Annotated in this window: 10 protein-coding genes; 6 read left to right on the top strand and 4 right to left on the bottom strand. The window is 44.0% G+C overall.

The features are described 5' to 3' along the window. Window positions 1–202 precede the first annotated feature (202 nt). A complete protein-coding gene (locus MSHOH_RS15840; protein WP_239451016.1) occupies window positions 203–1,141 on the top strand; it encodes a cytochrome c biogenesis CcdA family protein in 939 nt (312 codons plus the stop codon). 19 nt (window positions 1,142–1,160) lie between these two features. Here the strand turns inward: MSHOH_RS15840 and MSHOH_RS15835 are convergent, their stop codons facing one another. After that, window positions 1,161–2,192 (bottom strand): NOG1 family protein, encoded by a 1,032-nt coding sequence (locus tag MSHOH_RS15835; protein WP_048141072.1) that lies wholly within the window; start codon window positions 2,190–2,192, stop codon window positions 1,161–1,163. Window positions 2,193–2,712: 520 nt separating this feature from the next. On the opposite strand from MSHOH_RS15835, the gene MSHOH_RS15830 reads away from it, so the two are divergent. After that, a complete protein-coding gene (locus MSHOH_RS15830; protein ID WP_048141070.1) occupies window positions 2,713–3,588 on the top strand; it encodes a CBS domain-containing protein in 876 nt (291 codons plus the stop codon). Window positions 3,589–3,764: 176 nt separating this feature from the next. On the opposite strand, the gene hisE is transcribed toward MSHOH_RS15830, so the two are convergent. The 3 genes from hisE to MSHOH_RS15815 all read right to left on the bottom strand — a co-directional run bounded on the left by hisE (window position 3,765) and on the right by MSHOH_RS15815 (window position 6,591). Further along, entirely contained in the window at window positions 3,765–4,079 is a 315-nt protein-coding gene (gene hisE / locus MSHOH_RS15825; protein ID WP_048141068.1) for a phosphoribosyl-ATP diphosphatase, read from the bottom strand. A 78-nt stretch (window positions 4,080–4,157) separates the two neighbouring features. After that, window positions 4,158–5,444, bottom strand: a complete 1,287-nt coding sequence (locus MSHOH_RS15820) for a 3-isopropylmalate dehydratase large subunit (protein ID WP_204245458.1) — start codon at window positions 5,442–5,444, stop codon at window positions 4,158–4,160. A gap of 319 nt (window positions 5,445–5,763) precedes the next feature. Next, window positions 5,764–6,591 (bottom strand): YkgJ family cysteine cluster protein, encoded by an 828-nt coding sequence (locus tag MSHOH_RS15815; RefSeq protein WP_048141064.1) that lies wholly within the window; start codon window positions 6,589–6,591, stop codon window positions 5,764–5,766. Between the two features lie 868 nt (window positions 6,592–7,459). On the opposite strand from MSHOH_RS15815, the gene MSHOH_RS15810 reads away from it, so the two are divergent. The 4 genes from MSHOH_RS15810 (at window position 7,460) to MSHOH_RS15795 (ending at window position 21,588) form a co-directional block, all read left to right on the top strand. Further along, complete coding sequence (locus MSHOH_RS15810; RefSeq protein ID WP_239451015.1) at window positions 7,460–10,228, top strand: DUF3344 domain-containing protein; 2,769 nt, start codon at window positions 7,460–7,462, stop codon at window positions 10,226–10,228. A gap of 962 nt (window positions 10,229–11,190) precedes the next feature. Continuing rightward, window positions 11,191–14,904, top strand: a complete 3,714-nt coding sequence (locus MSHOH_RS24740; RefSeq protein WP_204245337.1) for a DUF3344 domain-containing protein — start codon at window positions 11,191–11,193, stop codon at window positions 14,902–14,904. An 834-nt stretch (window positions 14,905–15,738) separates the two neighbouring features. Continuing rightward, window positions 15,739–20,598, top strand: a complete 4,860-nt coding sequence (locus tag MSHOH_RS25335; RefSeq protein WP_338037949.1) for a DUF3344 domain-containing protein — start codon at window positions 15,739–15,741, stop codon at window positions 20,596–20,598. Window positions 20,599–20,718: 120 nt separating this feature from the next. After that, window positions 20,719–21,588: a hypothetical protein gene (locus tag MSHOH_RS15795; protein ID WP_048141060.1), complete on the top strand. Its 870-nt coding sequence runs from the start codon at window positions 20,719–20,721 to the stop codon at window positions 21,586–21,588. Window positions 21,589–21,608: the final 20 nt, after the last annotated feature.

The following is a 21,608-nucleotide window of genomic DNA, read 5'->3' as shown; positions in this document are numbered from 1 at the left end:
GCAGCTGTTCCACTACACGTTAACCAGTAATATTTTGCACTGAGCATTTTTCTGATCAAAACCTTCCAACCAGAACACCCCAAAAGTAATTTCTATTTATTGATGAAAACTGTCCGTATCGAAGAATCATGTTCTCTAAAGGGATACCATCCATAAGAGGAATTTCTGAATGTTTCTGCAAAAATAGCTTCGGAAGAGAGGTATGAAAAAGCAATTAATGTGTCCGCTGCCTGTAACCAAAGGAACTCTTGTTTTTATATCTATTTTGCTGTTACTGAGCCCTGCTTCCGGTTCGAGCTTTTCGGCAGGAGGCGGATCAACCGGATATTTTTACGGAAATTTGAACACAATCGAAATTTTTTTTCAGGAGACCATCGAAGCCCCTACTTTTTTCTTTTCCCCTGAATCCGGGTATCCTCTTACAGGAAGCAGGGAAGGAAAAAGTAAACACCTTGAGAGAATGAGCCCTTTCTTAGTACTGGCTGCAGGTATCCTTGCCGGTTTTAATCCTTGCCTGCTTGCAGTAATGGCTTTTCTGGCCTCTGTTACCCTGGCCCAGCAGGGAGGAGGGAAAAAAGAAATGCTCAAAATCACTCTTGGCTTCTCTACTGGAGTCTTCACCATGTATATGTTTGCAGGGTTAAGCATTTTGAGCACTGTCAATCTCATGCCTCACCTCAGGATGCATTTTTCGGTAATTACTATCCTGCTGACTGCCCTGCTCGGGCTCTGGCATATCTATGATGCCTACTGGCTGAGGACACATGCAAAATCTACCTTCAGGACCCCGAAATCCCTTAAGGACTTTATGAGCCGAATGGGTGAAAAGAATCTCCTGCTTCTGTCCTTCCTTGCAGGGGGTATGTTTTCCCTGGTCAAAGCTCCCTGCGTCGGGGCAATCTATCTTTCGATCCTGAGTATGCTGGCATTAAGAACAGATGTAGCAAGAGGAATAGTATACATGGGAATTTACAATCTTGGACTTCTTTTGCCTGTAGTTTGCCTCGGGCTTTTACTCGCCTTCGGACTAAGCCCTACAAAAGTTACTGAGTTCAGAGAAAGAAGAAGGGTGGAAATACGGCTGACAACAGGGCTGATACTTATCACACTTGCCCTGCTGATGCAGCTCAGGATAGTCTGAACACAGGTTAGATAAAAAGTCAGAGAGAAGATTCCCCATCCGGCTCTTCTGAAAGTTGTTTTTCTAAAGACTGCTCTTCTGAAGACCTAAGGCGTTTTTCTTCAATCATCTCCAGAAGCCTGTCCATTACATTTTCGATTCCTTCTCCTGTAATTGTGGACATGTTCAGCTCGACCTCATCCGTTTTAGTGAACTCCGGCCTGTCAGCTTTATTGGCGACCACAAGCAGGGGAAGGTTAAAGTTCTCCCTGATTTCTGCAAGCAGGCGTTTCTGGTCTTCAATCTCATATCCGCAGCTCTCACTCGGGTCAATTATGAACATTACAACTGCGTCCAGATAGTGGATTGCGGTAATTGCCTGCCGCTCAATATCGTTTCTCTCAGCCATGGGGCGGTCAAGAAGACCGGGTGTGTCCATAACCTGATAGCGGACTCCATCCCGTGTAAAGTGACCTATAGTTACACCTTTTGTTGTGAAAGGATAAGGAGCGATTTCAGGGGTTGCACCGGTAATTTTTGAAACAAAGCTCGACTTTCCCACATTGGGATAGCCCGCGATTACAATCGTTGGCTCGTCCTGAACATCAGGGAGTTTTCTGAGAATGTTTCTGGCTTCGTTCAGAAAGAGGAGGTCCTTATTGATGGAATTGATTATGGATGCAAGCCTGCCGAAAGCTTCTTTTCTTACAGGTTCCGGAATGTCCGAGTCCCGGATTTTTCCTACATAGCTCCTTGCAACTTCATGAATTTTTCTGCTTGCCCAGTCCACAGATGCAAGGGACATCTTGAGTTTCTCTACGCCTACAAGGATGTCTGTCAGTTCATAATAGAATCTGGGTAATTGTTCGAAACTCGGGAATCGCCTGACTATATTTGCAAGGTTATCCGTGAAAATATTTGCAGCCGTCAGTACCATGGACTCATTGGCTCTAAGACGGCTGTCCCTCCCATCAATAGTTTTCCCGGACATAGCTCTTGCTGCCCGTTTAAATGCTTTATTGGTTAACTCCTCGGAAGTAGGAACTGTGTGAATTTTCTCAAAAATCATCATTTTCTAACCCTCTGGGGGCTCTTTTAATCTATATAAAGGTTTTTCTGATCGGAGAAATCTAACAGAAAAATCTAAAGTCCGCAAGTAAATATTTGGCAAAAACTTCTTAGCGGAGTTTCTTTAACTCGATTTGGATCATTGAACTCAGTTAAGAGAGATATTATATACTGCAAAACATATGTTTATCCTTAAAACACCATTTTTCCATAATAATACGGTTGTCTACAAAGTACTGTTTAATTTATTTTTATTCGTTCCATAATTAACAATAATGTCGTAACTCTTGTCTACCAGGTTTCATTTATAAATTATATTTAATTCCAAATTATAATAACTTAAATGCAGATATAAAACCAGCCATATTTCTTAGCAGAACCGGACTTTATTTATATTTGTAATTGTAATTTGTATTAGGAATTTATAATCATTAATTATGGTAAATAAGACGATCTAACTATTCTCGATGTATAGATGTTATACATCATCCTGATACAAGGTATATGAAATTGATGGTGGTAGTATGGAACTTACTCCGATTCAAAAAGACATTATCATTGCATTAATCAATCTTCAGCGGCAAAAAGATAGGGCAATTAAAGGGGAAGAAATTGCCGAAGTTATCCAGAGGAATCCTGGAACTGTCCGCAACCAGATGCAGTTATTAAAAGCTCTTGGCCTGGTTGAGGGGGTCCCCGGGCCGAAAGGAGGATATAAACCGACAGGGGCAGCGTATGATTCTTTACGCATTCAGCAGCTAAAAAATGAATCCGTAGTTCCTCTCTACAGAAACAACGTAATAGTTAACGGGGCAACAGCTGCAGAAATAAGCTTTACGACCGTCCGGAATCCCGACGCCTGCAACGGGGTAATAAGAGTAATAGGAAATATCAGGGATTTTGTAATGGATGACAAGCTTCAGGTAGGGCCGACACCGGTAAACCGCCTGATAATCCGTGGTGAGGTTACGGGAAGGGATGACACTAATAATTCAATCCTTTTTAATATCACAGAAATGATCTCCCTGCCTAAAAAGCATGTCAAGCATTATATGAAGTATCCTCCGCTCCTTGTTAACATGAACGCCAGCATCCAGGAAGCAACAAGACTTTTTATCCGGAATAATGTACATGGAGCTCCTGTGGAAGATAAAGGAAAAATTGTAGGGATAATCACCTATACCGATATCGCACATGCCATTGCCCAGGGAAAACCAAATGTAAAGGTTAAGGACATAATGACGAAAGAGCTGATAACCGTTGACGGAGACATGCAGCTCTATGATGTCGTAAAACTCTTCCATAAATATAACGTAGGAAGGCTTATTGTAACAATCAACGGAGTTCCCAAAGGAACCTTGTCAAAAACCGATGTACTGAATGAACTCGCTGTGTATTGAAGACTTGCAGTTTATTGAAACTGCAATTCAGTTAAGGGAATGCCAGACCGAAGGACAGAAGTTAAGGAGCTTCAAACCCTCTCAATCTCTTTTACTACTCTTTTTGAGTCCTTTAATATCTATCTCTTCATGTCCTGTCTGTTCCTTTAAATCTTTGTCTTCTTGAGGCATTTCTTTCAGTCTCTTTTCATTTTTTCGTGCCTGGCACTTAGCTCAGCTGCGATTTCATCAAGAGTAACATTATTTGCTGCAAGCAATACCAGCAGATGGAAGATCAGGTCCGAGCTCTCCGAAACGATTTCTTTATGATCTTCGTTTCTGACTGCAAGGATGGTTTCAATGGATTCCTCTCCAACCTTTTCGAGAATCTTGTTCATGCCTTTGCGGTGGTTTAAAAGTTTGCAGACATATGAATTTTCGTCGTAGTTTTCTTTCCGGTTCAGGATGATCTCATACACCCTGTTTAAAATGGATAGGTCAGCCTCCGGCATTCGAACACCTGTTTTATATAAATATTAGGTTATTACTGATTGATTTGAAAATTAAAAAGAAGTAAAAACAGGAGGGTTTTAAACCTTCCTGGGGTCTGTGATTTCTCCTGTAAGGGCGGAAGCTCCTGCAGTTGCAGGGGAAGAAAGGTAAACAAAAGATTCTGCACTTCCTTCTCTTCCCTTGAAGTTGCGGTTAGAGGTTGCAAGCCCGACTTCTCCCGGACCAAGGAGGCCGAAAGAACCGCCCATGCATGGTCCGCAGCAGGGTGCTTCTATGATTGCACCGGCATTCATGAGCTTTTCAATATATCCGGTTTTCAGCAATTTCATATACTCGGTTTTTGAAGCAGGCACGACAAGGAGGCGCAAACCTTTTGCAACCGGTTCATTGCCCATAATATCGGCCATTATCTTGATGTCTTCAAATCTGCCGTTAGTGCAGGAGCCCATAAAGATCTGGTCAAGTTTCGTGCCTTCAACCTCGCTTACCGGCTTTACGTTATCAACATTATGCGGGCAGGCAATCTGGGGTTCAAGGTCAGAGACATCGTAGTGCCTGACATCCAGGTATTTTGCGCCTTCATCGGACTTCCAGTACGGATCAAGCTTGTAGCCTGGAACGCGCTCTTTGAGGTATGCTTCAGTAACCTCATCGGCTTCTATAATCCCTGCTTTTCCTCCCATCTCAATTGCCATGTTGGACATGGTCATGCGCTCGGGGATAGAAAGGGAGCGGATTGTCGAACCTGCATATTCGGCTGCCATATATCTGGCACCTTCTACCCCTACGTCTCCTATTAGGTGCAGGATAAGGTCTTTGGAATAAACGCGCTTTGGCAGTTTGCCTTCTACTTCAAAACGGAAAGTCTCCGGAACTCTGAACCAGAGTTTGCCTGTAGCAAAAACGGCTGCCATGTCAGTGGATCCTATGCCGGTAGAAAATGCCCCCAGAGACCCGTATGCACAGGTATGGGAGTCAGAGCCCACAATCAGGTCTCCTGGCAATACATGCCCTTTTTCCGGCAGGACCTGGTGGCAGACTCCTTCATAAACATCATAATTTAAAATACCCTGCTCTTGTGAAAACTTCCTGAGCATAATATGGTTTTGTGCGGCATTAATTGAGTCCGCAGGGACCTGGTGATCGAATATAATTACAATTTTGCTCGGATCCCATACTTTCTTTTCTTCTTCATCTCTCATGATTTCGTAAAAGCCCTGGACTGCCAGCGGACCTGTGATGTCGTGGGTCATTGCCAGGTCTATGTTTGCCAGTACGAAATCCCCGGCTTTCACGGGAGTTCCGGAGGCCTTCGAAAAGATCTTCTCCGAAACGGTCATCGGGCGATTGTCACTACCAGACATTCCGGTCATGGGGAATAACTGGCGCTTTCTAATAAATAAATTTAATTGATGATTCAGGACAAAAATAGAGTTCAGGACAGAGTAGAAGAGTTTTGTATCAGCAAATAAATTGTTACCTCAGGCCAGTGAGACTTTTTCTGGACTTTGTCTCTCTTAACTGAGGTGCTATTTTGCAGATTGGTCTTCTTACTGGTTTGCAGGCGGGCACCAGACCAGCGCGGCGCGGAAAAGGAAAGCCGTATGATTCTTTCTGGGCGCCAATAGCTCCGCCAATTTATCAGTTATCAGGAATCACAGAGACCTTCTTAAATCTCACAGCTCAATCAATAATTTTTGTAATTCCTTTACTGTCATGGACTATGTAGATACACGTTCCTTTTTCCAGACTATTTCTGGCAATCTCCCTACCTTTTTCCGATCTCTCGAAATCCTCATATTTTTCGTACATGGCAAGTGTGTCTTCGAGTTCCAAAATGTATCTGGAAAGCAGAGTCTCTGCAAGCTTTAGGCTCTCTTCAGCAGAAATATGATCTCCGAGTCCTTCTTCACATTCACAGGTATACAGTTTGAGCCCCTCAATGTAAAATGGGTAGGTGCTGCAGAGCATCGGGCGCACAGGATATATTCTGCATCGGTTTGTGTCTTTTTCAAGAAAAATGCAATCTCCGTTTCTTTTCCGCCTGAGCATCCAGCCGTAGGTATGGATATTTCCTTCCGAATCTATGTCTTCCTTCAGAAGCTCAAACAGATTGGAGAGTTCCGAGAACGTTTCTTCGCCTGTTTCTGATATTTTTGATAGTCCGGAAGAAATTTTTCTATCCCTATCTTCTTCCTCGTCTCCGTATTCTTCAAACTGGCAGGCATCAGGAATAAGAGGACCTGCAACCTCAAGTTTTGAAAATCCAGTGTACTCCTGAATTTTTTCAATTTCTTTTGGGGTTAAAACTACTCTGTTGTCTCCAAAAGCTCGTCTGCAGCACTTTCCGCAATACTGACAGGAAAAACCTGTTTTTTCTATTTCGGCTGCAAGTTTTTCAGGATCAAGCCTGCGGGCTATTTCGATTTCTTTTTTAAGGGCATCAATAAGAATGAGCTGATACTTTGTTTTTTGAGGCTTTTGCTTACTGCCCGAACTGAATTCTTCCATACACAGATTCTTATTCTGCAGGTACATCAAGCTAACGTAGGCGATAATTGATGAACAGTAAGGAGGTACGAGAAAGAATAATACATGAATAAATGAGCTTTATGTTTTGCAACCGCTAAATGACTATATTTTTTAATGCAGTTAAATCACAAAATTTGGCCAAGGTAAATTTACAAGCCTTTAAAAGATTTTTGCCCTTCTCTGCTATCTTATATCTGGATAAAATGCCATCTTTAAATGTAATTTATTTTTTATTTTTAACATTTTAATCAATATGTGAGTAAAATAATTATTAAAAATTGTTATTTTCTAAACAAATATTAATATTTAGTAAAAATAAATTAATACAAGATTTTTACTTTTTTTCATTTACTCAGTTTATAGATTACAGCTAAAAGTTCTGAAGCATAAATAGGTTTGTAATAAGTATTATTTTCGATATTTAATACCTTAATACGTGACATTTTACATATCACTTAATGTAATAATTAGAATATAATTAATCTGGATGATTGGCAGAAAGGTTAATATATTGGATAATTTATGAATAATATACATGTTCGTATTAAATATTAAGCATTAACTGGGAAGATTTTATGAGAAAAAGATGTTTAAGAGACATATGTATAAATGAATCCTATCGGAGGCAGGAATTATTCGATCTTCCATCTACCACAAAATAGGGGCATTAAATATTTTTTACTAAAGAATAATGAAAATTTATTTATTCTGATTTTCTGGCAACACCTTTGATTCCTGTTATCCCTCTATCAGGAACTGATTGGCATAGAACTCAGGAATTTTTTTCTCGAAACCCAGTACAGGAGGAAAATTTACGACCAGAAAACTAATTTTGATACTGTTAACGTTGACTCTGAGCAGCGGAGTCTGCCTTGCTGATAATTACGTAGGCGGAATTCCTCTCACCTCTGTCCAGAGTGGAACAGTAGACGGTGGTGTCTATGTTGATAGCTATTACGGAACAGCGGATCAGGGAATTAATGATGCAAAAACAATAGATCAGACATTTACCCTTCCAGATAATGCCAAAGTCGAATGGGCAATGCTGCTCACTACCGTATATTGTGGTCACATGCAAAATAATTACTCGGGAACCGCAAACGTTAGCTTCAACGGTATGACCCTTGGAAACGAAACTCTGAATGTTCCTTTTCATTTCATTGTCGACGGGGGCAATGACGGGGAAGCATACGTCCAAGTAAATGACCATGTAAACAGGGTAACCAGTGACTATATGATGTATTATAATGTCACGAGCCTTATCGAAGCTGGGGAAAATACAGCTGTAGTAAGCACGGCACCTCTCGATAGTTCCTTTGACGGACGGATAAAACTGATAACCCTTGTTGTGGCTTATAATGATGGCAGTGGGAACAAGATCTGGTACCAGATCAACCGCGGACATGACGCGGACACTTATTATGTTGAAGATTATCAGGGTGAAACTTATGTGGGAAGCACAGATTTTGAGGCAGATTTGCCGGAAGATTCTTCCCTGGTTGATGCAGAACTCACAGTTGTGCACATGGCAAGCACGGATGGAGCATACACTTTTAATGGTAATAATCTCGCCTCAGGCACGTCGCAGGGAACTTACTGTGGGTCCGATGCATGGGATGTTAAAGATTATTTAGAATCTACCGGCAAAAATACCTTGACATATGACCGGAATGCTGCATTCTATAAATGTGCCCTTGGCATTCTGACAACCGAATACACGACATCATCTTCTGGTGACCCCGGTGATAATACCTCTAATGAAACCTCTGGTAACAGCGGAGAAATGTCTTCAACTGATCTGAGTGTACAGACGGTAAAAATCTCGCACAATGGTTTTGCCAGAGCCTGGGACAACCTGAACAATACAGTAAGCGTTACTGTAATAAACAACGGGCCAGAGAAAGCAGACAGTTTTGACATCGAACTTTATTCAGATGGCATCCTTATTGAAAGTAAGCAGGTTCCCGGACTTGCAAATGGTGCTACCGAAACGGTTGATTTTTTATGGAAGCCGGAAGAAATAAAGGATTATATCCTCAGGGCAGTTATCAGCCCAGGTTCTACCATGAGCGATACGGACGCAAAAAATAATGCACTGAGTAAGACACAGGAGGTGCTGCATAACGGATACGTTGGTGATAATCCTCTTGAAACCTATGCCCATGGTATGGTTAAAGGAAACGTTATTTATGATTATGGAAACAGCAGCTACAGTAGTAAGGTATTTTCCGGAGATACATACGGCGTAAGCCACTCCCTGGAGCTTCCTGAAGGAGCAACTGTGAAGTTTGCCCGGCTCTACAACTTCTGGACATGGAGTGCAACAGATACTACTGGAGTTATTCCTTCCATGAGTCTGCAGTTTGAAGGTAGCCCTCTAACTCCTGAAGCCGAGTACGAAGATCAGAAAGGCTGGGGCTCACAATATGACTACCCGACAGGGACTTGGGCTTATGACGTAACAGGGCTAGTGACCGGAAGCGGAACTTATACTACAGTGGTCACAAACACTCATAGTGATAACGGAAACTTTGTCTGTTTTGACGGGATTGCCCTGCTTGTAGTATATGAAGACTCCTCTGGGGAGGAAATCGAATACTGGATCAACGAAGGCTGCGACATGGTAAGTACGATGAGTACTTCAGGTGGTCTTACTCCAGAGGAAGCTACCGTAGAAATTCCGTTTGAAGGGTCCATAGATCTCAGCAGTGTAGACGAGGCCCGCCTCTGGACTACAGTCCAGTCCGGGGGGCATGTTGGTATATCTCTAGAATTCAATGAAATGAACACTTCAGGAATTTATGACTCGACACCCTATTCTGATCTGGACATCGATGAAGCACGGTCTGTCGAAACCTATCTTCTGGCCGAAAACAACAGGGCAAGGATAATACCTCCCTTAGTTACGGACAACAATGGCGACTATCTGGCTCCTTCAAATGCAATCCTTGTTATCAGTTATAAAGATGGAGCAACCGTCACCCCTGCCCTTTCTCTCTCTGCAAGTACCCTTAATGTGACCGTGGGAGAGGAAATCGATGTTACGTATACCGTAACAAGTGACGATTCCCCTGTTGAAGGGACACTTGTTAACTTGAGTGGCTGTGCTACAGGTTCGGGAACAACTGATGTGAACGGAACGGTTGTACTTGAGGTAAATGCAAGCTCTAAAGGAGCTATTACTGCAGAGGCCAGCAAAGACGGCTATACCCGTGCAAAGCTTACCCAGCAGGCGGTAGAATCCTCCTCTTCTGGATCCGGTTCTCCTGCAACGGTATCGCTCGAGGTAAATCTCATTCCTGCAGTTTCCCTGACGGTCTCCCCGAATTCTCTATATTTCGGAACAGTCTCCCTGGGGACACCGAGTGAGTCCTTGCCCCTGACTCTCCAGAATAATGGAGACACCAGTATGAAAGTGACCGCTGAAGTGGATGACCAGGAGGCCGGTCCTTTCGAAACTGGGCTTCTGCTTGATAACAGCATCTGGTCCAGCTACAGTAAGGTCATAGCTGCAGAAAGTTCGGTAACCTCCGAAGCTCAGCTTGCCCTTCCGGCAAACTACCCGTCGACAGGTCAATTCCGGGGAAGCCTTCTTTTCTGGGCAGAAGCAGCCTGACAAGGCTGCTTTTTATAATTTTCTATTTGGGATATCGTGAGAATCAGAAAGAAGTTATAATCCTAACCAGAAAAAGCTTTGTTTTTTTAGGGTAATTTTCATGCCTGTATCCTGAGGAAACAGGGATTCGTAAGAAAGGTTGGAATCTAAAAATTATTAGGGATCCTCATTCTTAAGAAAAATGTTTGTTTTTTTCTGGCCTTATAAGGAGTTGTTATTCTTAAAACCCAAAAGATTTTATATTGAATTCATGGTTATTTATGATTAATTTTTTAATAGTAATTCTTTTAAGTTAATTTCTAATAATTATTTTATTGCTAAATATTGCTATTTTATTTTAAAATATTAATAATAATTATGCAAATGACTTGATAATTGGTTTAATAAATAGTCATATTAGCCATCAAATATAGAGAGTGCATGTTTTTTCCAAATTTTTCGCAGCAATTGTGTTGAAAATAGACTATCGTATTTAAAAAATGTGAGTATTTTCCGGCGTGAATAATTATTCAAAAAAGATATGTTCCGAATGATTTCCGAATTAAGTTTAAAGCTTTGAACACTGCTAAATTGCTACTTAATCCTCATAAATGATAATTTTTATCCATTCAAAAAGCATTTAGAAAGATTAATATATCTGAAAATTTGTTAATAAAATGATTATTAGTATTAATAATTAGACCTAAATTGGGAAGAAGTTATGGAGAAAATAATTCTAGATGTAATCTGCAAAAGGTAATCCTATCAGAAAAGGGAATAATCCAGCGCTACCTGGCTTAAAAATTAACTATGAGTATTTTTCCAGCTCATAATTGAAACAATTTTTTTTTGAAAACTATTGGGTTTCTGTTACTTCCCTAGTAGGAACTGTTGTGTACATAGCTCTGGAATTTTTTTCTCCAGGACGTACAGGAGGAAAATTTACGAACAAGAAATTAATTTTTATATTGTTAACTCTGATTTTGAGCAGTGGAGTCTGCCTTACTCTGTTTACAGGCGCCGCAGCTGCAGATGACTGGGTCGGTGGTATCCCATTGACTACAATTCAGACTGGGACAGTGACCGGTGACCTTTATATCTCCGGAAACCCTCCGTCAACAGGATTTTCTAATGCTGTAGACAGGACGTTTACCCTGCCGGCAGCTGCTGTGGCGGAATCCGGACGGGTAAAATGGGCCCGGCTCTATGTCTCCAGCTACTGCGGCCATATGCAGGATGCAAAGAAAATCACCTACACCACCAGTGTTGACTGGGATAACGACGGGACCTGGGACAACACCTGGACAGAAACTGACGAAGGACAGCCCTTCATCTACCTTCAGGGTGGGGACTATGGCGATGGCGGCAATGACAACAGCGAGTTTGCAGGGCACGGCACCGGGGAACCTTATCTGATGCTCAATGACCATACCAACCGGGTGACAAGTGACTACCTGAGCTGGTACGATGTTACTAACCTGGTCCAGGCTGGGGAGGATACTATCAAGGTGAAAGTTGACTCCACGGGTTCCTATGATGGCCGGATAAAGGTAGTGACGCTGGTTGTTGCATACGACGACCCCGCCTCCACAACCCAGACAACTTACTGGGTGAATGAGGGGCATGACGCCTGCACTTACTATACTGAGGATAACCTGGGTGAAGTTGCCGTTGGAACAACCACATTTGACACCAGCGGGCTTTCCGGCATCACATCGGCCAAGCTCACCGCTGATTACATGGCAAGTAACAATGGCTACTACGGTTTCCCAACATCAGATAATAACTTCGATGCATCTGCAAAGACCGGGTCATTTACAAACATAGGGCTTGATAGGGTCGCAGATGCGCAGGGTGACTACTCAGGGATTGATTCATGGGACGTGACCTCTTCTGTCTCCGGCAGCAGCAGTGTCATGTTTGCCTATGCTAGATACCTGCCAGGTACCGGCACTGCAGCATTCTACAAGATCCCGCTCGCTTTCCTTGTGGTAAAAAGCCCGATTGAAACGGTTTCCCAGCCGCCTGTGGCAGACTTTTTGGCAAGTGTAACAAGCGGCACTGCTCCCCTTGAGGTCCAGTTTACCGATGCATCAACAGGGACTGTTTCTTCCTATGCCTGGGACTTTGATAATGACGGGACTGTCGACAGCACTCAGCAAAATCCCCTGTATACCTATGGGGCTGCAGGAACCTACTCTGTCAACCTCACAGTCACGAACGCAGATGGAAGCGACTTCGAGGTGAAGACAAACTACATAACCGTAACTCAAGCGACTCAGGTGACGACGAACGACCTCACCATCTCAGGGCTCGTCAACACCGTTCCTGCTTCTGCGATCTTTGCCAGGGAAGCAAATACTGTGAAAGTTAACAATGTCAAGAACACCGGAACTGCCACCCTTACCAACATTTCAATCGCCCTGTATGCAAGCGACGTATCCAGTGGAACGGTTCCAGTAAACACGACAACGATTGCATCCCTTGCAAGCGAAGAGACGGCCACAGTAACCCTGATCGACCCTACTATCCGCAACCTTGAAGGCGGTACTGTTACCTACACTGCTGTCGTTGACCCTGACAACCTTATCGCTGAAACCGACGAGACCAACAACAACAAGAGCAGTGCAGCCAAAGAGGTCAGATACAACGGCTATAAAGGCAAAGGTATCTACTGGGAAGGCGGAAGCAATATCACTACCCAACATACGTATGACCTCCAGGGGAACCTTTTGTACTCCACACAGCCTGATTCTGCTTACCAATCTGTCGGCTGGGAGACCCGGACAGAAAGCTGGAGTGCAAGCGACCTTCCGGTCCCGAGTGGCTCCACAATAGAAAAGGCCTTCCTTTATGTCGCCTACAACTGGGACCAGACGCCCGGCGGATATCCGTGGCTGAACATTAACTTCAATGGGAACACCCTTGATAACGGCAACATCTCAACAGGAAACGGAACCCTCTACAGGGACTGGAGCAATTTTGGCGGGTACGCTGACTATGAATACGGGCTCTATGTCTACGATGTAACCGATAAGTTTAGCTCTTCAGGAAACAACCTTGTCATGACATCTGTTGGTGAAAACAAAAACGCACTGTATCCCAGCACCCTTGTAGTGGTCTACGAAAACGCTAATGAAACCCGGAAGCAGATCTTCATTAATGAAGAATGCGACGAGCTTGGTTTGTCTGAATCCAATTATGGGACCACTCCTGAAGAGGCTACTGCATACGCTCCTTTCACCGACATGTCCATTGACGTGGATAAGGTCACAAATGCTGTGCTGTACAGTTTTGCCGGAAGTGCAGGACCCGATGAAGGAAACTTGCTTTTCAACGGAAACATCGTGGCAACCAATGCATGGATGGGAAGTTCCAATTCAGGAAGCCCCTTAGTCTTTGATGTTACAGACTACATCAATGAAACCGGAAACGAGGCGGGAGTCCAGAGCACGACTAGCGGAGGCATGGACGCACTCCAGCAGATACTTGTTATTGAATATGAGGGATCTGCATCTGCTACGCCAGTGGCTGACTTTTTGGCAACTCCTACCTCTGGAGATGCTCCACTGACTGTCCAGTTCACCGATAAATCTGCCGGTACTATCTCTTCCTATGCCTGGGACTTTAATAATGACGGCACTATCGACAGCGAGGAAAAGAACCCATCGTATATCTATGAAACTGCGGGTAATTACTCTGTCAACTTAACTGTAAACGGATCTGAAGGCAGTGATTCTGAGGTGAAGACCGAATATATTGTTGTTAAGGATAGAACTTCTGTCACTCCTGCACTTTCTCTCTCTGCAAGCACCCTTAATGTGACTGTGGGAGAGGAAACCGATGTTACGTATACCGTAACAAGTGACGATTCCCCTGTTGAAGGGGCACTTGTTAACTTGAGCGGTTGTGCTACAGGTTCGGGGACAACTGATGCGGACGGAACTGTTGTACTTGCGGTAAATGCAAGCTCTAAAGGAGCTATTACTGCAGAGGCTAGCAAAGACGGCTACACGGACGCAGAGCTTATCCAGCAGGCGGTGTCTGAAAATGAAACGCCTGTCACCCCTGCCCTTTCTCTCTCTGCAAGTACCCTTAATGTGACTGTGGAAGAGGAAACCGATGTTACGTATACTGTAACAAGTGACGATTTCCCTGTTGAAGGAGCATTTGTAAATCTGAGCGGTTGTGCTACAGGTTCGGGAACAACTGATGCGAACGGAACGGTTGTACTTGCGGTAAATGCAAGCTGTGAAGGAACAATTACTGCAACGGCCAGCAAAGATGGCTGCACGGACGCAGAGATTATCCAGCAGGCGAAAGTAGCTTCTTCGGGCTCAGGTTCCTCTTCAACGGTATCACTTAAAGTGAAAATCATTCCTGCAATTTCCCTGACTGTCTCTCCGAATTCGGTCGATTTCGGAATAGTCTCTCCGGGAACGCCGAGTGAGTCTTTGCCCCTTACTCTCCAGAATAACGGAGGCACCAGTATAAAGGTTACTGCCGAAGTGGATGACCAGGAAAACGGTCCTTTCAAAACTGGGCTCTTGCTTGATCAAAGCATCTGGTCCAGCTACAGTAAGATCATAGCTGCAAAAAATTCGGTAACCTCCGAAGCTCAGCTTGATCTACCGTTAAACTACTCGTCTACAGGGCAATTCCAGGGAAGTCTCATTTTCTGGGCAGAAGCAGCCTAATAAGGCTGTTTCTTTTTATTTTTTAAATAAAGGCATAAGAATTTTTATATTTAATATTGTTTTTCTTTAGGAATATTAAATATTATTAAATTCAAGATATACATTACTTACTGGGGGAAGACATATTTTGGATGGGAAGGAAATTGTAAAGAGAGTTGTAACTACTTTTTTTTGAATAGATCAACGGTGTATCATATTGTCAGATTTTCAGTTCTAGATGAGCTTAATAGCTATTTTTTACTTATTATTTTTACTTTTTAAGCCAAATTTCCTTATGCAATGGTAGTTTAATGTTATTACTTAAATTAATAATATTAATAATTATTAAACTAATCCCTTGCTTAATAATGAAACAAATGAACCAATAAACGATTGCTGAAAAATGAAATTTTTCTAAATTTTTAGAGTAACAGATTGAGTAAAAAGGACTTAAATGCACTAAAATTGCCATTTGTCGTATATACAAATATGAACTTTTGTATCTTTAAGACACATTTAGAAAGATTGATATATCTGAAATGTTGTTAATAAAATATTAATTAGTAATAATATTTAAGCATAAATGGGAAGAAGTTGTAGAGCATTTTTGAGAAGGCAATCTGTCAAAGAGGGTTCTATAAGATAAAGGAATAATTTAATGCTATCTTGTTGAAAATACATTACAAGATTCTTAAAATCACAATGACAAAAATTTGGTATTATTTTTTGAAACAGGTTGATTTCTGGTTGGATTACTGTTACTTCTTTGATAGGGACTGTTACACACCTCTGGAACTCTTTCTCTAATACGGTACAGGAGGAAAATTTACGAACAGGAAACCTTCATTTTTATGGATCTCAGCAGTTCTATGCTTTGTCCTGTTTACAGGCATAGGAGCTGCAGATGACTGGGTCGGTGGTCTCCCATTGACTACAGTTCAGACTGGGACAGTGACCGGCGACCTTTATATCTCCGGAAACCCTCCGTCAACAGGATTTTCTAATGCTGTAGACAGGACGTTTACCCTGCCGGCAGCTGCTGTGGCGGAATCCGGACGGGTAAAATGGGCCCGGCTCTATGTCTCCAGCTACTGCGGCCATATGCAGGATGCAAAGAAAATCACCTACACCACCAGTGTTGACTGGGATAACGACGGGACCTGGGACAACACCTGGACAGAAACTGACGAAGGACAGCCCTTCATCTACCTTCAGGGTGGGGACTATGGCGATGGCGGCAATGACAACAGCGAGTTTGCAGGGCACGGCACCGGGGAACCTTATCTGATGCTCAATGACCATACCAACCGAGTGACAAGTGACTACCTGAGCTGGTACGATGTTACTAACCTGGTCCAGGCTGGGGAGGATACTATCAAGGTGAAAGTTGACTCCACGGGTTCCTATGATGGCCGGATAAAGGTAGTGACGCTGGTTGTTGCATACGACGACCCCGCCTCCACAACCCAGACAACTTACTGGGTGAATGAGGGGCATGACGCCTGCACTTACTATACTGAGGATAACCTGGGTGAAGTTGCCGTTGGAACAACCACATTTGACACCAGCGGGCTTTCCGGCATCACATCGGCCAAGCTCACCGCTGATTACATGGCAAGTAACAATGGCTACTACGGTTTCCCAACATCAGATAATAACTTCGATGCATCTGCAAAGACCGGGTCATTTACAAACATAGGGCTTGATAGGGTCGCAGATGCGCAGGGTGACTACTCAGGGATTGATTCATGGGACGTGACCTCTTCTGTCTCCGGCAGCAGCAGTGTCATGTTTGCCTATGCTAGATACCTGCCAGGTACCGGCACTGCAGCATTCTACAAGATCCCGCTCGCTTTCCTTGTGGTAAAAAGTCAAATCGAACAGACGCCCCAGGTTGACCTCACCATCGCCAGCATTGTGAACCCTGTACCTGCCAGTGCGGTCTTTTCCAGGGAACAAAACTCGGTGAAGATCACCAATATCAAAAACAGCGGGCCTGAAACCGCCACCAATATCCAGGTCGCCCTGTATGCAAGCGACGTTTCCAATGGTACGGTTCCCGCAAACACGACAACCATCGCGTCTCTCGGGAGCGGGGCACAGACCACTGTAACCCTGATCGACCCGACCATACGCAATCTTGAAGGCGACACGGTGACCTACACAGCACGCGTTGATCCGGATAACCTTATCCCTGAAACCAACGAGGCCAACAACAACAAGAGCAGTGCGGCGAAACTGGTCAAATACAACGGGTATAAGGGCAAAGGCATCTACTGGGAAGGCGGGAGCAATATCACTACTAAAAATACCTTTGATCTCCATGGTAACCTTTTGTATTCCACACAGCCTGAATCTGCCTATAAAGGAGTTGGAGGCTGGGGTTCCGGCAGGACCGAAACATGGAGTGCAAGCGACCTTCCGATTCCTGCTGGTTCAACTATAGAAAAGGCCCTCCTTTATTTCGCCTACAACTGGGACCAGACACCCGGTGGGTATCCGTGGCTGAACATTAACTTCAACGGGAACATAATAGAGAACGGAAACCTCTCAACAGGAAACGGAATTCTCTACAGGGATTGGAGTAATTTTGGCGGGTACGCTGACTATGAATATGGGCTCTGTGTCTACGATGTAACCGACAAGTTTAGCTCATCCGAAAACAGCCTTGTTACGGTTCCCTACGATGGAAATAATGACCTTTACGGCAAAGTCGCACTGTATCCCAGCACTCTTGTCGTGGTCTACAGGAACTCTAATGAAACCAGGAAGCAGATCTTCATTAACGAAGAGTGCGATGAGCTTGGGTTATCTGAGTCCAGTTATGGGACCACTCCAGAAGAGGCTATTGCATACGTTCCTTTCACCGGCATGACTATTGACAAGACTAATGTCGTGAACGCTATGCTGTACAGTTTTGCAGGAAGTGCAGGACCCGATGAAGGAAACCTGCTTTTCAACGGAAATACCGTGGCAACCAATGCATGGATGGGAAGTTCCAACACTGCAAGTCCCTTGGTCTTTAATGCAACAAACTATATCACTGAAACAGTGAACGAGTTCGGCATCCAGAGCACAACTAGCGGAGGCATGGACGCACTCCAGCAGATACTTGTTGTTGAATACCAGGCAGAACAGGAATCTGCACCGGTAGCAAATTTCACTGCAGACCCGACCAGCGGAACGGTCCCTCTTGATGTTCAGTTCACTGACGCTTCAACTGGTACTGTATCCTCATATGCCTGGGACTTTGATAATGATGGAATTGTAGACAGTAACGTACAGAGTCCTTCGTATACTTACAGCGAACCTGGAACATATACTGTCAACCTTACAGTTACTGGATCAGGTGGAAGTGATTCTGAAGTAAAGACAGGATACATTGTTGTCAATGGGTCTTCGAAGTCTGATCTCATTGTTTCAGCAATCGCCCCGAATGTTGGCGAGATTTTTGCAAATGAGACAAATACCATAGCGGCAACTGTTACGAATATAGGTGCGGCTGATTCTGGAAACTTTACGGTCAAATTCACCATTAATGGTGTCGATACAAATGTAGCTACTGGCGGTCTTGCAGTTGGAGCAAATACTACACTTACAATAACGGACTCTGCTCTTAGAACCTTAGGAGACAGCGTGGAGATTACGGTCACTGCAGACTCTAATAATGAGGTTTCCGAGTTCGATGAAACTAACAACTCAATGACCCTCACAAAAACTGTTGTCAATAATGGGTACAAGGGCAAGAGGTACACCGGTGGGAACGATATAACAACGCAGGCTACGTTTGAAGGAAGGCATGGGATTGTTTACTCAGCCGGAAACACGGCATATAATTCAGCAAACTGGACTGCCAAAACATATACATGGTCATCAACGAACCTGCCAATCCCTGCAGGAACAACGGTTGTAAGCGCTCGGCTCTACCAGGCGTACAGCTACAATAAGATGGGAACTGACCCGGCATTTACAATGTCGTTCAACAGCAATACCGTAACTCCGATTGCCACCTACAAGGATCAAAAGAGTTATGGCATGTACAATTACCCATATGGGCTTTATGTCTACAACGTAACGTCACTGTTTAACTCCTCAGGAAACAGTATTACCATCACCCCTGAGGCTAGCAATGATTATGCTATGTGGGGAGCGTACATGGTCGTTGTCTACCACGACCCTGCAGGAAAAACGGGAAAGATCTGGATCAACGATGAGTTCGATATTCTCGCAGCAGGGAATAGCTATGCAGTAACCAGCGACGAGGCCACAGCTTATGCGTCTTTCAGCGGTGTGAATGCCTCGGGTGTTTCGAAAGCTACTGCAATAGCCATCCTGGCCAGTGCAAGCGATGTTGGAAAGAGTAAATTCTATTTCAACAACCAGGAGTACCCAGGTTTCTGGAGTGATTATCTATCAAATCCGCAGATGGGTTTCTCTTCTTACGATGTGACCGGAGCCATTCATGATGGCACTGATACCGCACGCCTACTGAGTTACCTGAATGGCTCCTCTGGCGACAGCATGTATGCTATGAATACAATTCTCATGGCTGAATACCTAGAGACTGCACCGGTTGCAGACTTTACTGCAGTACCCACTTCTGGCGATGCTCCGCTCACGGTTCAGTTCACCGATGCGTCAACTGGTTCAGTCTCTTCCTACTCCTGGGACTTTAATAATGACGGCACTGTGGACTCAACTGAGCAGAATCCCTCGTGTACATATGAATCGGCCGGTAACTACACAGTTAGTCTTATGGTTTCAAATGCTGGAGGAAGCGATTCCGAGGTGAAAACTGATTACATCACTGTATCTTCTGCACCTGTAGAACCTGAACCCGTTGCTGCTTTCACTGCTGATGTAACTGGCGGTACTGCCCCTCTCACTGTCAATTTCACGGACCAGTCTACAGGCACACCTACCTCGTGGTTCTGGGACTTCGGTGACGGTACCAGTGCTACCGATCAGAATCCCTCGCATACCTATAATGCAGCCGGAAATTACACTGTAAACCTGACTGTGGAAAATGCTGCTGGGAAGGACTTCGAGTTAAAATCGGATTACATAGAAGTTTCCGGAGCTTCCGGGTCAACTGTTACTCTCTATTTTGACCCGGAAAACTCCTCTGTCTCAGAAAACGAATCTATTGAGATAAATGTCGTTGCCAGTAATTTCCCAGAAGGTCTTTCAGGCTACAACCTTACCGTTGCTATTGACGACCCGACTGTTGCCGAGATAGTTGATATAGAGTATCCTTCCTGGGGTCTGATTACTGAGAATTCTTCTCTGCCAGGGACTTCTATCTACCTGAAGACTGTTGACGGGGAAGATACTGTTAAGGCAGGAGCAACAGATGTTGTGCTCGCCACCCTAACTGTTTCCGGAAAGAAGAAAGGATCTGCGAACCTTTCGATAGGGGTTAAACGTCTGGATGACGATTCAGGAAACATCATAGAGCCGGCATTTTTAACAGGAAGAATTGAAGTGACCCTTCTGTCTCCCCTGCCGGATCAGGAATATGCCCCTCAGGACCTTGACGGAGACGGGTTCTATGAAGACCTCACCGGAAACGGGGAGTTCAGCTTCGTAGATATAGTGGCGTACTTCCACAACATGGACTGGATAGAGGAAAACATGCCGGTGGAGTACTTCGACCTCAACGGAAATGGCAGGATCGATTTTGATGATGTAGCGCGTATGTTTGCAATGATCTGATTAAGGAGAAAAAGGAAAGAAAAAAGGAAGAAAAAACGAAGGGAAAATAGAGAAAACTTGCTTATGTTCTCTCCGTTTTTCCTTTTCTCCCTTTTGAAAAACTTTTTATGAGGTGATCCGTTGCCCGAAAAATCCGAAATTTTTATATCGATACTCTTAGCCTTTGCGGTCTTTTTTTCGGCCTGGACCTGCACAGGGCTTGCTGGGGCCTCTCCATTACTTATAACCGAGCCGTCAGGTGAAATCTCCCTGGGAGCCGGTGAAAGCTGTGAACTGTTTCTGAGTGTGGATAACCTGCCTGACGGGCTTTCAGGATACAACCTGACTGTGGAACTGGATAGCCCGGATGTTGCTGAAATACAGGCCGTTAGCTTCCCTGAGTGGGCGACCTTGACAGATGTATCTGAACTTCCGGCCTCTTCTGTACGGTTGAAAGCAGTAGACCTCCAGGAAGCCATAGGAAAAGGGGCTAACGATGCGGAACTTGCAGTCCTCACCTTGAAAGGACTCAAAGGCGGCTCTACCGGAATCACCGTCACGGTATCCAGAATGGATGACGACTTAGAAAACACAATCATGCTCGATGGAGCGGAATATTCGGAAGAACAAACCGTTGAGGTAGGAGAAAACGCATCTGCCGGCGATGGTTCTAAGACTTCGGATTCTGGGGGACAATCTGACAACAGCTCCATTTCCGTAATGCAAGAAACCGAGAACAAAAAAATCGGAAACAAAACCACAGAGGAAATGAAAAGCTCCGCTGATGAAAACTCCTCTTTAGGAAATGATGTCGAAATCTCAAGTTCCGAAACTTCTAAAAAACCGGAGAATTCCGTAAATTCTGGAGAAGAAGCAGATGAAAGTGGAAATACCAAAGGCATAGATGCCGGAAAAAGTACCCTTCCAGGGTTCGGATTCATCTATTCGATATCAGTCTTCATTATATTTACGGTAATTCACCCGAAATCGAGCAAAATGAGAAGAAAATAAATGAACTTTTTATGGAAAGG

The organism is Methanosarcina horonobensis HB-1 = JCM 15518 (assembly GCF_000970285.1).
GTDB classification, from domain to species: Archaea; Halobacteriota; Methanosarcinia; order Methanosarcinales; family Methanosarcinaceae; genus Methanosarcina; species Methanosarcina horonobensis.
The sequence above is the reverse complement of the archived record's forward strand: the minus strand, read 5'-3'. Positions and strand labels throughout refer to the sequence as shown.

Excerpts from the sequence above, each read along its gene's own strand:
- MSHOH_RS15840 (WP_239451016.1), top strand. The coding sequence starts at position 203 with ATGAAAAAGCAATTAATGTGTCCGCTGCCTGTAACCAAAGGAACTCTT.
- MSHOH_RS15835 (WP_048141072.1), bottom strand. The coding sequence starts at position 2,192 with ATGATGATTTTTGAGAAAATTCACACAGTTCCTACTTCCGAGGAGTTA.
- MSHOH_RS15830 (WP_048141070.1), top strand. The coding sequence starts at position 2,713 with ATGGAACTTACTCCGATTCAAAAAGACATTATCATTGCATTAATCAAT.
- hisE (WP_048141068.1), bottom strand. The coding sequence starts at position 4,079 with ATGCCGGAGGCTGACCTATCCATTTTAAACAGGGTGTATGAGATCATC.
- MSHOH_RS15820 (WP_204245458.1), bottom strand. The coding sequence starts at position 5,444 with ATGTCTGGTAGTGACAATCGCCCGATGACCGTTTCGGAGAAGATCTTT.
- MSHOH_RS15815 (WP_048141064.1), bottom strand. The coding sequence starts at position 6,591 with ATGGAAGAATTCAGTTCGGGCAGTAAGCAAAAGCCTCAAAAAACAAAG.